This window comes from Streptosporangium sp. NPDC023963 (assembly GCF_040639135.1).
Taxonomy (GTDB): domain Bacteria; phylum Actinomycetota; class Actinomycetes; order Streptosporangiales; family Streptosporangiaceae; genus Streptosporangium.
Window position 1 is genome coordinate 458,326 of the sequence record NZ_JBEZZK010000004.1, and the last position, 12,841, is coordinate 471,166.

Below are 12,841 nucleotides of genomic sequence, written 5' to 3' on the forward strand. Positions count from 1 at the left end.
TGGCGACCCGTACGCCCGCATGACATCCGACAAGGGAGGATCGATGAAACAGAGGATCAGCATCGTCGTGATGGTCGACGCCGTCGGGGCGTTGTCCGACCGGACGCTGCACAACGGCAATCTCTCGCTGGTCGACGACAGCTCGGCGGGGAGCAGGCACCAGGGGACCCCCGACCTCATCACGGCGGTGGCCCCGGGGCAGGTCGTCCAGTGGACGCCCATCCACGTGGACGTGCAGACCCCGGTCGAGATCCAGGCCATCGAGTTCCTGTCCGGCACGACCGGCCAGGCCGCGCCACCACACCCGGCGGAGTCCTCCACCGTTCCGGCACCCGGTGCCGTGCCCGGGGCGAGGGTCGACGCCACGGGTTCCAACGGTTTCGAGAACCACGACCTGCTGGTGTGGGAGGGCGTCGTGCCCTACGACATGACGCCCGGCGTCCCGTACCGCTACCGGCTCTCCCTCAGGCTCCACGAAGGCCCCAACAGCGTGCTGCACATCGACTCGCCCGCGCTGCTGCGCGTGTGAGCCACGTTCTGCGAAAGGCGGTTCCATGGCCCAGCAACACGGGATCATCGTGCTCTTCGACGTCGAGAACGCGCTCCGGACGCGGTCGCTCGACGGCAACACGTACTGGTTCGACAACATGAAGTTGTTCGGCTCGGCCGGGGTGGGCACCGAGCAGCTGGTGACGATCGTGCCCGGCACCCACTTCCTCGACGGATCGCAGGCGACCGAGCAGGTGCTGAACTGGCTGCCCGCGGCACTGGGGTCGATCCCCCCGACGGTGCCGCGCAACTACCTGGCCGAGCAGGAGCGCGCCGACGACCGGCGCACGCTGAACGAGCTGGCCTCGCTCAACGCCGAGGACGGCGTGAGCGACACCGATCTCAAGCGGCTGCAGCGGCGGGTCGGCAAGCGCCCCGCCACGTCGAGCGGCGGACGCGGCCTCACCGCGGCCAAGCTGCTGGACGTCACCGGCAAGACCACGAGCAGCCCCGGCGCGTACAACTACCCGGCTCCGGTGATCACCGACATCACCGGCGAGGCCGTCACCGAGAAGATCATGTACCCGGCCCAGTACGGGTCGCCCGACATGATCTACGACGGCTGGTACTGGGCCGCGACCGTGGACACGAGCCGGCCCGGGGTCTACCCGTACACGGTGCACGTCCAGCTGCACGAGCTGGTCGAGCAGAACGACGAGATGGTCTGGCAGTCCGTGGACCTGACCTGCACGTCGAGCCTCAAGATCATCAACGATCCGAAGCGAAACGGGTTCACCGGTGCCGGGGTGGGCGTGCTCCCCCTCCCCGCCGTCCCGGCCGTCCGCTGACCCGATCCGGAGCGTTTTCGAGCGGAGGAGCCGCATGCCCCCGAGGAACAAGCAGCCAGAACGTCAGCCCGCCCGGCCCGCCCGGCCCGTGACGATCACCGCGGTGGTCGACCCGGTGGCCGCGCTGGCGTCGGAGAACCTGGACGACAACCTCTACTTCTACGACACCAACAAGGCCGCGGGGTCCACCGGTTTCGGTACCCCCGCGCTGCGCAGCCGGGTACGCAAGGGCGACACCCTGCTGTGGAACGTGATCCCGCTGGAGTGCGAGACCTACGTGTCCCTCAGCGACATCGAGATCGACCCGAAGATCGCCGAGCCCACGCAGAAGGTGTACCCCGGCACCGACATCGTGTTCTGGACCGCCGAGGTCAAGCAGGACCTCACCGAACCGGTCCCGTACCGGCTCTCGTTCCTGCTCGGCACCGTCGGCACACCGTTCACCCCCACCGCCCGGCCGACCCTGGCCGGTCCCGCCAGCGAGGGAAAGGAAGGCCGATGACCCAGGCGTACGCGGCCGCGGACTTCGCCGATCGCGGCCAGCTCAACTCCGTCCAGCTGAACGTGGTGACCCTCGTCGACATGGAGCGGGCCGCCGCGACGAAGTCCCTCGAAGGCTGCCTCTACATGATGGACAACAGCGTCGGCGGGATCGGGCAGGGCGCCGACCACCTGGAGACCATCTGCAAGCAGGGTCAGGTGATCAACTGGATCATCCGCCCGATCGACATGCACCGCGGCGCGGACGGCACCTGGCCTCCGATGCCGAAGATCAACAACATCGTCTTCCTCGACATCGAGAAGGGCGACGAGGACGACGTCGCCGAACGCCGGATCATGACCGAGCTCAAGGTCTACGGCGCTCCCGACCGGATGCGCGACCAGTACACCGCCGTCTACTACTACTGGGCCGGTGCGGTGATGAGCGACGCCCGGCCGGGGCTCTACCGCTACCGGCTCGTCCTGGAACTGGAGAAGGAACACGGCACCGACAAGCTCTACCTGAACTCGGTCCGCTATCCCGCCCTGCGGGTGCTGCCCGTCTGACGGCCCCAGGGACCGCGGGCGCGGTGTGGTGAAGGCGCAGGTCATGGCCGCCCGGCGGCGGCCATGACCTGCCGGTACGCGCCCCCGATCCCGCGGATGCGAGACGATCGCCCGTGGTACGGCGAGGTGAACCGACCGGCGGTGCCCGGCAGCGGATCGAGCCCCCGCCGCCCGCCGCGGACGGCGGCGGGCGCCCCGGCGCGACCGTCGCGAGGGCGCCGGCGCGGATCCCCCGTCACACCGGCGTACGGCGACACGATCACTTCCGCGGTGCGGTACTTTCTCCTTTCCCGTCCAAGGAGAGCTCTTTCGACCATGGGTGCCAACCACTCCCACGGCCCGGCCGCCCCGAGTTCTCGTGGCACGGTGTGGGCGACGCTGGCCGTCATCGTTCCCCTGGCGCTGGCCACGCTGACCGCTCTGATCTGGTTGTGGCCCCCTGAGCTCACCTCCACCGGCCGGCCGTCGGCCGGCCTGCAGCGGGTGACCGGGACGATCACCGCCGTCACCCTCACGCCGTGCCCGCAGGAGCCGCCCGCGGACGGGCAGCCCCCCGGCCGGCAGCCGCCTGCCGACCCCGCCACCTGCGGCGACGCCAAGGTCGAGCTGACCAGCGGGCCGCAGACCGGCCGTTTCATCACCAGCGGCCTGCCCAGCGGGCCCGGCTCGCAGAAGTTCGCCGCGGGCGACGACGTGATCCTGATCCACACTCCCGGCGGTGAGCTGGAGGTGCCGCCGTACCAGATCTCCGACCACGACCGGTCCTCCCCGCTGTGGCTGGCCGGTGTCGCGTTCGCGGCGGCGGTGATCGCCTTCGGCCGCTGGCGCGGGGTGATGGCGCTGGTCGGGCTGGCCATCACGTTCGTGCTGCTTCTCCTGTTCGTCATCCCGGCGATCCTGACCGGACAGCAGCCGCTGCTGGTCGCCGTCGTCGGCGCCGCGGCGATCATGCTCGCGGTGCTCTACCTCACCCACGGCTTCACCATCCCCACCTCGATGGCCGTGGTCGGCACCCTGATCAGCCTCAGCCTGACCGGCGTGCTCTCGTACGCGGCCATCGGCATCGCCCAGCTCAACGGGATCACCGACGAGAGCTCGTTCTACCTGGACGTCAGCTACCGGATCAACACCGAGGGCCTGCTGCTGGCCAGCATCATCATCGGCTCGCTCGGCGTGCTGGACGACGTCACCGTCACCCAGGCCGTCACCGTCACCGAACTCGCGCACGCCAATCCCGGCTACACCTTCGCCCAGCTGTACCGGGCCGCCGCCCGGGTCGGCCGGGCCCATATCGCCTCGGTGATCAACACGATCATCCTCGCCTACGCGGGCGCGTCCCTGCCGCTGCTCCTGCTGGTCAGCGTCGGCGACCAGCCCATCGGCGAGGTGGTGACCAATCCGGTCATCGCCACCGAGATCGTCCGCAGCGTCGTGGGCACGCTGGGACTCATCGCGGCCGTGCCGATCACCACCGCCCTGGCCGCGCTGGCCGGCGCCCGGCGGGCCGCCCCCGACCACCGGTCACCGGCCACGGCACGCCACCGGCGGCGGACGGACCCCCTGACCGACTCCGTCACCCGTTCGTAGCGGCCCGCCTCCGTCACCTATTCGTAGCGGCCCGCCTCCGTCACCCGTTCGTAGCGGCCCGCGCGATGGGCGGCTTTCGCGGCCACCGGCCGGCGGAGAGCACCGCGCGCCCTCCCGGGGACCGGCAGCGCGATCACCGGGTGACCGGGCCTTTCCCCTCACCGGTCCCCCTCGTCGGCGCCACGACCGGCCCCCGGCCCCGTCTCGCGGAAAACAGGGGGAATAACCGGCCTCCGGCCGCGACTTGGCCCTGGACATGACCGCCACATCATTCGACCCGCGCACGCTGCTCGCGGAAAGCCGGCTCGGTGTCCTCGCGACGATCAAGTCGGACGGCCGCCCCCAGCTCTCCCCCGTCATGCCCTTCTACGACCAGGAGGCCGATGTCGTCTACGTCTCGATGACCGAGGGCCGCGCCAAGACGGCGAACCTGCGCCGGGACCCGCGAGCCACCCTGGAGGTCACCGCCCCCGACGGCTGGTCGTGGGCCACCGCCGAGGGCACCGCGACGCTCACCGGGCCGGGAACCGACCCCCGCGGTCCCGAGGTCGAGGCGCTGGTCGGCTACTACCGCCTCGCCGCCGGGGAGCATCCGGACTGGGACGAGTACCGGTCGGTGATGGTGTCGGACCGCAGGGTGCTCATGGTGATGACGGTCGAGCACGTGTACGGCGCCAGGATCCGCTGACAGCGCTCCGGAGAGGTCCCGCGTGCCCGGGTCCGCGCCGGCGACCGGCCCGGCGGGTCCCGGCCGGGCGGCGTCCCGGGCCCGCCTCCGGAGCCGCCCCCCTTCCGACCTGGGACGATCTCCGGGCAATCGTCAGGATCGTCTTTTGGCACGCGATAGCCGACGATGGAGAGGCACCATGTAAGGACGCATGACCTGAAACATGGTTAATCGCTATGCTCGTGAAACACGGCAAAGGGGGCGAGCCTGTGCAGCGCGTGGTGATCGATCCTGAGGTGCCCAGGGATGTCGCCGAGCTCTTCCGCCGGAACGGTCCGCTGCTCTACCGCCTCCGCACCGGGCGCCCGCCCAGGGACCAGGACGACCCCAGGATCCCCGGAGTGCTCATAGGGATCTTCGGCGGGACGGTGGCCTTCGCGGCGGCCAGCCTCTTCGCCCTCGGCGCTCCGCTCTCGGCGGCCGTCCTGCTGCTCACCCCGCTGATCGGCCTGTACCTCTTCATCCTCGGGGTGGTCTACCTCGTGAGGAAGCCCTCGCCCGCCGACTCCGTCGAACGGATCCTGTACGCCCACGCGCGGCACTGGCAGGGGCGCTTCCTGATCCTGGAGGACTTCGACCACAACGCCAGGCACCTGCTCGGCCGGGTCCAGCGGGCGATCGACTTCGTCGTGCACTCTCGGGTCAACGCGATGGGCATGCTCGACAGCGTGCGCAACTCGGTGATGCTCCCCGCCGAGGAGTGGGAGATCGCCCGGCTGCTGACCAAGCTCTCCGCGCTGCGGGCCAAGCACCACAACCTCGCCAGGGGAGGCAGGAGCCCCGAGGTGGTCGCGGCCATGGCGCCGCTGGAGCGGGCGCTGGCCGCCAGCGAGGCCGCCGTCCTCGCCCGGGTGGAGGCCCTGGAACGCTACGCGGGCCACGTGGCCGACGCCGAGCGGGCACTGCGCGCCCAGGGACAGATCGAGGTCCTGCGGGCGCACCTGCCCGAGTACGAGCAGCTCGTCGCCGAGACGGGCGCGGCCAGATTCTCCGGACCGGAGATCGGGCATCTCAGCGACGACGCCGACATGCTCCGGCGAGCGCTCCGCGAGAGCGTACGCTCGGCGCACGAGGCGTTCCGCCATCTCGACGGCTGACGTGAATGTGATCGAACGGAGGGCCGAGCCTGTGCGGCGAGTGGTGGTCGATCCTGAAGTCCCTCCCAAGACCGCCGACCTGTTCCGCCGGCACGCGTCGATGTTGTCACGCATCCGCGCCGGCTGGAGCCCCGAGCCTCCGCCGCCCAACTCGCGCCTGCCCGGGCGGTTCCTGAACGTCGGCGGCGGGGTGGCGGCGATCTTCCTGGTGTGCCTGATGTTCCTCGCCGACGTCGGGCAGCTGCTGTTCTTCATGCTCGCGCTGCTCGTCTTCGTGGTCTTCGTCGGCCTGCTGGCCGCCCGCGAGCCGGCGGAGCCGGAGACGATCGAGCACGAGCTCTACCGTGAGGCCCGCTGGTACGAGGGCCGCTACCTGCTGCCCGCCGAGGACTTCGACTACAACGCCGGGCAGCTGCTCGACCGGACCCAGCAGGCGATCGACTACATCCTGCGCTCGCGGGTCAACGCGATGGGCATGCTCGACAGCGTGCGCAACTCGGTGATGCTCCCCGCGCAGGAGTGGGAGATCGCCCGGCTGCTGACCAAGCTCTCCGCGCTGCGCAACGAGCACCACGAGTTCGTGTACGGCGGCAGCACGCCCGAGGTGGCCGCCGCCATGGCGCCGCTGGAGCGGGCGCTGGCCGCCAGCGAGGCCGCCGTCCTCGCCCGGGTGGAGGCCCTGGAACGCTACGCGGGCCACGTGGCCGACGCCGAGCGGGCACTGCGCGCCCACGACCAGATCGAGGCGCTTCGCGCGCGGCTTCCCCGCTACGAGGAACTGCTGGCGGAGTCCGGGGCGGACGCCTTCGCCGTACCGGAGATAGGGAGGCTGGCCGAGGACGCCGGTCATCTCGAGCAGGCGCTGCGCGACAGCGTCCGCTCGGCGCACGAGGCGTTCCGCCACCTCGACGGCCCTGCCGCCACTCCCCCCGGCGGTCCCGGGTCCTTCGCGAGCGGGTTCCCCACCTCCTCCGGCCGGCCTCCGGGCTCGCAGGGAGGATCTCCCGCCCCCTCCCCCCGCGGGCCCGCCGATCCTTCCGGCGAGCCTCCGTCCCCCGCGGATCCGTCTTCTCCCGGAGACGCGGCGGAGGAGCCCCCGGGCCGCTGAGACGTCGCGGTGGAGCCTTTCGGGGCCCGGCGACGGTTCGGGCGGGCCTCACCCTTGTCATGGATCGCGAAGAAGGCGAGGATAGCTCGCGTTCTTTGGAGGTAGCATGCGGATCCGCCTGGACGTGACCCTCGGCGTGGTCGTGCTCGTCGACGTGCTCCGGGTCTTCCTGCCGTCGCTGATCACGCTCTTCGGCCGGGCGGGAAGCACCCCCGCGGAGATGATGGGCCTGTACGCCGTCTCCTGGTTCGTGCTGGCCTTCCTCGCCGTCCCGCTGGCCAGGTCCGTCCGGCCGCCGCTGCTCGCCCTCGGCGCCGCGGGCCTGCTGCTCCTGGCCAGGCTCGCGCTCCAGCTGACCGGCGGCGGGGACGTCCAGCTGTACGTGGCCAGCCTGGGCCTGCTGGCCGGGCTGGTCTGGCTGGTGGCGATCGCGATGAGCAGCATCGACGCCCGGCCCGTGATGGGCGGGTTGATCGTCGGCCTGGCCGCCTCCACGGTGATCCACGCGGCGCTGGACGGCATCGACCTGATGTGGCGGCCTGGAGCGGTCCCGTGGATGCTGCTGCTGGTGGAGCTCCTGCTCTTCTGCGCGTTCACGGTCCGGGCCGAACCCCCGGACGAGGAGTACTCCGGGGCTCCCCGCGCCTGGCTGGCGGTCGGCCCCGCCCTGCTGCTCTGGGGTCTCTACACCGGCAACACCGCGCACGCCCAGGCGGCGACCGACTCCGCCCAGCAGGCCGCCGCCGTGATCGTGGCGGCGTTCGCGGTGGTCTCGGCGGCGCCCGCCGCGCTGCCGGTGCTGCGCCGCCCGCTCCTGCCCGCGGTCGCCCTGGTGGCCTCGGCGGTGGCGTTCACGCTGGGCAGGGCCACCGTGGACGGCGTCCACGGCGTGGCCCCCGGCTGGACGATCGTCGCGCAGATCGTCGGCCAGGTCGCGCTGGGAGCCTGCCTGGCGCACGCCGCGACGACCTTCGGCCGGGACCGGCAGGCCCGGCGGGGCCTGGCCGCGGCCGGGGGGATGCTGCTGTTCGTCGTGTTCGTCTTCGGCTACTACGCCGCCTACGACCTCTACCTGCCCAACGGGTGGGTGCCGGTCTGCGCGGCGCTCGTCGTCGCGCTCCTGGGCGTGGCGGGCAGCGCGGGCCTGCCGCGCCGCTCCTACGACCGGCGGTTCGCGGCCGCCGCCGTGGCCGCGGTCGCGCCGGTGGCGGCCGTTCCCCTGTGGCAGGGCACCCCGCCCCGCTGGGAGGGGCCGGGCGACGGGCTGCGGGTCGCGGCGTACAACATCAGGATGGGCTACGGCGAGTCCGGCAGGCTCTCCCTGGAGCAGCAGGCCGACGCGATCAGGGAACTGCGGCCGCACGTGGTGGTGCTGAGCGAGGCCGACAGGGGCTGGCTGCTCAACGGCGGCCACGACGGGGTACGGCTGATCGCCGAGCGGCTGGACATGCACTACATCTGGGCCCCGGCGACCGACGAGGTCTGGGGCGACGCCCTGCTCACCACGCTGCCGATCACCACGGTGAGGAACCACGTACTGGTCCAGGGCGGCCCGACCGGCGCCCAGGCGCTGGAGGTCGGGCTGCGGTGGCAGGGCCGGGACATCACCGTGATCGGCACCCACCTGCAGCCTCCGCCGGGCTGGCGCGAACTCGACCAGGTCGAGCAGCTCGGGGGGATCGTCAGGAACGCCGCGGCAGGCGGCGCCCCGGTGGTCGTGGCCGGTGACCTCAACCTCCAGCCCGGTGACCCCGCCTGGCGGGTGCTGACCGGGGCGGGCCTGACCGACCCCTTCGCCCCGGTGCGGCCGTTCAACACCATCCCGTCCCGGAGCGGTCCGGCCGAGCAGATCGACCACGTGCTCGTCACCCCGGGTTTCACCGGAAAGGACCAGGCCAACCCGGATGTCCCGTACTCCGACCACCGCCCGGTCGCGGTCACCCTGGTCGCCGGGCCTTGATCGAGTCCGGCTGGGTAATGTCAGTCGCATGACGGGACAACCTGTACTGGTCTTCGACGGCGACTGCGGTTTCTGCACGACGAGCGTCCGGTTCGCCGAGCGCCGCGTCGGGGTGCGCGCCCGGGTCGTCCCCTGGCAGCTCGCGGACCTCCGGGCGCTGGGCGTGACCCGCGAGCGGGCCGAGCGCGAGGTCCTCTGGGTCGAGAACGGCCGGGTGTACGGGGGGGCGCAGGCGGTGGCCAGGCTGCTGATCTCCGCGGGTCTCCCGTGGAGCCCTCTGGGACTCGTGCTGCGGATCCCGCCGTTCCGGTGGGCGGCCCGGGGGGTCTACCGGCTCGTCGCCGCCAACCGTCACCGCCTGCCGGGCGGCACCCCCGCCTGTGCCCTGCCCTCGCAGCCCTCGCGCTCCGGGCCCGCCGGCTCCCCCGTGATCCCGGCACCCGCACCTTCGGAGCGCCGATGAAGGGCGTCCTGCTCACCGGGTTCGAGCCGCTCGACGGCGCCGGCAACCCGTCGTGGGAGGCGATCAGGCTCGTGCCCGGGGTGCGTACCGCGCTGCTTCCCTGCGCGTTCGGCGGGGCGCTGGAGCACCTGCGCGCGGCGGTGGCGGAGCACGATCCGGCGGTGGTCGTGTGCGTCGGGCAGGCCGGAGGGCGGCCGGACGTGACGGTGGAGCGGGTGGCCGTCAACCTCGACGACGCCCGCATCCCCGACTGCGCGGGACGCCGGCCGATCGACGAGCCGGTGGTGCGCGGCGGCCCCGCCGCCTACTTCTCCACCCTGCCGGTGAAGGCGTGCGTGGCGGCGGCGCGGGCCGTCGGGGTCCCGGCGAGCGTCTCGCAGAGCGCCGGGACGTTCCTGTGCAACCACCTCTTCTACGGCCTCATGCACATGATCGCCACCGAGAGGCCGGCGATCCGCGGGGGGTTCGTGCACGTGCCGTTCAGCCCCGAACAGGTCCTGGACGACGCCAGGCCCTCCATGCCCGTCACGGTGGTCGCCCAGGCGCTCACCGCGATCGTGACCACCGCCGTCTCGGTCTCCCTGGGCGGCGACCTCCGCCTGGTCGGCGGCTCCCTGCACTGAAGGCCCGTCGTGGTGGCCGGCCCCGGGGTCCGCGCCGAGGGCGACCTTCGCCCGATCACCGGTTCCTCCGCCCGATCGCCGGTGCCTCCCCCCGATCACCGGTTTCTCGGCCTGATCGCCGGCCCTTCTGCCGGGAGCCGCCGGCGGGGTGCCCGGTGCGGCCGTCCGCCCTCCCCGTACGGCCCCCTCAGAGCGGCACGCCGTACACCGTGCGACGGCCCGCGAACTCGCTCACGCTCCACAGCGTCCTCTTGTCGCGGACGCAGGTCAGGTCCTCCGGGCCCACGGGGTAGGGCCGCCTGCGCACCGTGTCGCCGGCCACGATCAGGGTGCCGTTCCCGGTGGAGCCCGCGGTCTGGCTGAGATACCAGGCGCCCTCGTAGGAGAGCGCGCCCTGGATCTTGCCCGCCGGCAGCTCGTAGGCGTCCACGGCCTTGACGACGCCGCCGGCGGGGGCGTTCAGGATTCCCGCCTCGGTCAGCGGCCAGCGGGCCACCCGTCCGACCGTGCCCGCGGTGTCGACGTACTCGCCGGAGATCAGGGTGTCGGGGGCGGTGCTGCGGTCGACGGCGGCGAAGGAGAAGCGGACGGTGCCGCTGGTGGTGGTCCAGGCGTCGGTCTGCGGCATCACGTACCGGTAGCCGAACGCCTCGTAGACGTCGCCCTTCCTGCCGATGGTCTCCGTGCCGTCCCCGTCGATCTCGAAGATCTGCCGGGTGTCGAAGACCCGCAGGCCCCGGGTGGTGTCGGCGACGTACAGCAGGTTGCCGTACCAAGCGACGCCGCCGGCGTGGATGTTGATCGGCGCGATGTTCCCGTCGGCGCCGGCGCGGACGAGCAGGACGTGCCGGTAGCGAAGCGTCGCGGTGTTCAGGAAGCTCAGGCGCACGCCTCGCTCGGCCCCCGACGCCGGCGTGTGGTACCAGCTCACCACGAACGTGCTCCCGCCGATCCCGGCGTCGGAGGCGCAGGTCAGACCCTGCGGGTACCACTCTTTGGTGGCGTTGTCCCCGGCGTCGAAGCTGTACCAGTCGACCGGTTTCGGCTTCATCGTGGCGAACGCCCCGGCGCCGGCCGACCCCTTCCTGACCGTGACGCGGTTGGCCTTGGCCAGGACGGTGTCGAGGGATACCCGCTTGAGCTCCTTCTCCAGGATCTTGATCCCGGCCGCGAGGCCGCCACCGTCCCGCTTCAGCCCGAACGGCTCCGCCGACACGGCCTTCATCTGACTCATGAGGGGTCTCTCCCTGTCCGGTTCCGCCAGGATCGGCGGATCAAGATACGGAGTTCATGAGTATGCCGGTACTCAAATCCCTTTTGTAGTTAAAAAGGCCAGGTGTGGACGGGCTCCCCGGCCAGCGACAGCTCCCGGTACCGGCTCACCACGCGCGCCGCCGCGGCCTGGTCGCCGCCCTCGCGGGCCAGCGCCTCCCGCTGCCAGATCGCGCCGGTACGGCGGCGGGTGACGCGTTCCCGCACGATGTCCAGCGCCCACCTGGTCTCCTCCGGGTCCACGCCCATCCTGTCGAGCCCGGCCTCGGCGACCGGGAGCAGATCCAGGGCGAGCCGCTCGGCCGGCATCTCCTCGCTCAGGCCCGGCCAGCTCATCGGCGCGTCCAGGCCGTGGATCGCGGCGCGGTAGAAGTTGCGGTAGGCCCCGGCGAAGGGGAACTCCTCCACCGGCCGGACGGCCAGGGCGGCGGTCAGCCCGAGCAGGAACGCGCTGTTGGCCGCCATGTCCGGCGCGCTCGGCCCCGCGGGCAGGGCGCGCATCTCCACCCGCAGGTGGCCGCCGTCACCGGGGTCGTAGACCGGCCGGTTCCACTGCCACACGGTGCCCTGGTGCAGCCGGAGCTCGGCCAGCTCGGGGACGCCGCCCGGCGCCTCCCGCACCACCGAGGTCATCGGCAGCACCGGCTCGTAGTCGCGGACGGACGTCTCGAACATCTCCTCGATGCTCCGCACCCAGCCGGAACCGAACCCCACCCGGCGGTCCCTGCGGTCGAGCCGCTCCACGTCCCGGTCGTCGGCGGCCTCCTCGAACAGCGCGATCCTCGTCTCCTCCCACAGCCGCCTGCCCAGGAAGCCGGGAGAGTTCCCGCTGACCGCGAGGACCGGGCCGATGGCCAGCTGGGCGGCGTTGTAGACGCGGGCGAAGTCGGCGGGGGTCGTGCGGAGATGGACCTGCCAGGAGGTGTTGGCGCTCTCCAGGATCACCCCCTCGACCTCCAGCTCCAGCAGCTCGACGCCCTCGACGCGCACCCGGAACGGCTCCGTGCGCAGCCGCCGCATGCCCCTGGCCAGCGCCCGGTAGCGGCCCTCGCCGCTCAGCGCCTCGTGGGTGAAGTCGAACTCGCTCAGCGACGGCAGGATCCCGATCGCCACCGCCTGCCCGCCCTGCGTGGCGGCCGCCGCGTCCACCACGGCCATGATCTCCCGCATCTCGCGCACCAGGGCGCTGAACGGCCGCCCGGCGATCGGCAGCGGGGTCAGGTTGGCCTCCAGGTTGAACCTGCCCAGCTCCAGCGTGAGCCGGTCGTCGGCCGCGGCGTCCCGCACCTCGTGGTTACGGGGAAGCGGCCGCCCCTCGGGGGTTATCAGGAACATCTCCAGCTCGGCCCCGATGGTCGCGGGACCGGCGCCGAAGCCCGGCCTCGCGAGCACCTCGCGGAGGGTGTCGAGCTGCTCCGCCAGTTTCGCCCTGAAACGGAGGAACTCCGCCTCGGAGTAGCGGTCCTTGTCGACTTTCTGCCCCATCACACCGTCCGATCCGTTGACCCTTGTGCCCTCCCTCTCTCCCAGGGTGCCCGTTCTAATCAGAACGCACCGCCACCGGCGGCGCGCGCGGCGTTGCCGGAGGTCGTACGGCCTCCGAGGCGGCCCGGACCCGCC

13 protein-coding genes are annotated in these 12,841 nt (G+C 72.1%); 11 read left to right on the forward strand and 2 right to left on the reverse strand.

Features of this window, described 5'->3' with window-relative positions:
• The first annotated feature begins 43 nt into the window (after positions 1–43).
• From AB0F88_RS16520 to pcp, 11 genes are all read left to right on the forward strand, one after another.
• Complete coding sequence (locus AB0F88_RS16520) at positions 44–529, forward strand: hypothetical protein (RefSeq protein ID WP_362683672.1); 486 nt, start codon at positions 44–46, stop codon at positions 527–529.
• A 25-nt stretch (positions 530–554) separates the two neighbouring features.
• Positions 555–1,337 (forward strand): hypothetical protein, encoded by a 783-nt coding sequence (locus tag AB0F88_RS16525; RefSeq protein WP_362683675.1) that lies wholly within the window; start codon positions 555–557, stop codon positions 1,335–1,337.
• A 34-nt stretch (positions 1,338–1,371) separates the two neighbouring features.
• Positions 1,372–1,839, forward strand: a complete 468-nt coding sequence (locus AB0F88_RS16530; protein ID WP_362683678.1) for a hypothetical protein — start codon at positions 1,372–1,374, stop codon at positions 1,837–1,839.
• A complete protein-coding gene (locus AB0F88_RS16535) occupies positions 1,836–2,384 on the forward strand; it encodes a hypothetical protein (RefSeq protein WP_362683681.1) in 549 nt (182 codons plus the stop codon). Before AB0F88_RS16530 ends, AB0F88_RS16535 begins: the two co-directional genes overlap by 4 nt.
• A gap of 315 nt (positions 2,385–2,699) precedes the next feature.
• Positions 2,700–3,971 (forward strand): YibE/F family protein, encoded by a 1,272-nt coding sequence (locus tag AB0F88_RS16540; protein WP_362683684.1) that lies wholly within the window; start codon positions 2,700–2,702, stop codon positions 3,969–3,971.
• A 256-nt stretch (positions 3,972–4,227) separates the two neighbouring features.
• Positions 4,228–4,659, forward strand: coding sequence for a PPOX class F420-dependent oxidoreductase (locus AB0F88_RS16545; RefSeq protein WP_362683687.1), 432 nt, complete (start codon positions 4,228–4,230; stop codon positions 4,657–4,659).
• Between the two features lie 215 nt (positions 4,660–4,874).
• Entirely contained in the window at positions 4,875–5,795 is a 921-nt protein-coding gene (locus AB0F88_RS16550) for a hypothetical protein (RefSeq protein WP_362683690.1), read from the forward strand.
• A 31-nt stretch (positions 5,796–5,826) separates the two neighbouring features.
• A complete protein-coding gene (locus tag AB0F88_RS16555) occupies positions 5,827–6,903 on the forward strand; it encodes a hypothetical protein (RefSeq protein WP_362683693.1) in 1,077 nt (358 codons plus the stop codon).
• A 106-nt stretch (positions 6,904–7,009) separates the two neighbouring features.
• Positions 7,010–8,863: an endonuclease/exonuclease/phosphatase family protein gene (locus AB0F88_RS16560; protein WP_362683696.1), complete on the forward strand. Its 1,854-nt coding sequence runs from the start codon at positions 7,010–7,012 to the stop codon at positions 8,861–8,863.
• Between the two features lie 28 nt (positions 8,864–8,891).
• Positions 8,892–9,326: a DUF393 domain-containing protein gene (locus AB0F88_RS16565; RefSeq protein WP_362683699.1), complete on the forward strand. Its 435-nt coding sequence runs from the start codon at positions 8,892–8,894 to the stop codon at positions 9,324–9,326.
• Positions 9,323–9,949, forward strand: coding sequence for a pyroglutamyl-peptidase I (gene pcp / locus AB0F88_RS16570; protein WP_362683702.1), 627 nt, complete (start codon positions 9,323–9,325; stop codon positions 9,947–9,949). Before AB0F88_RS16565 ends, pcp begins: the two co-directional genes overlap by 4 nt.
• Positions 9,950–10,136: 187 nt before the next feature.
• On the opposite strand, the gene AB0F88_RS16575 is transcribed toward pcp, so the two are convergent.
• Both AB0F88_RS16575 and AB0F88_RS16580 read right to left on the reverse strand, forming a co-directional pair.
• On the reverse strand, positions 10,137–11,183 hold the full coding sequence (locus tag AB0F88_RS16575) for a hypothetical protein (RefSeq protein WP_362683705.1): 1,047 nt from the start codon (positions 11,181–11,183) through the stop codon (positions 10,137–10,139).
• A gap of 89 nt (positions 11,184–11,272) precedes the next feature.
• Positions 11,273–12,706: a glutamate--cysteine ligase gene (locus AB0F88_RS16580; protein ID WP_362683708.1), complete on the reverse strand. Its 1,434-nt coding sequence runs from the start codon at positions 12,704–12,706 to the stop codon at positions 11,273–11,275.
• Positions 12,707–12,841: the final 135 nt, after the last annotated feature.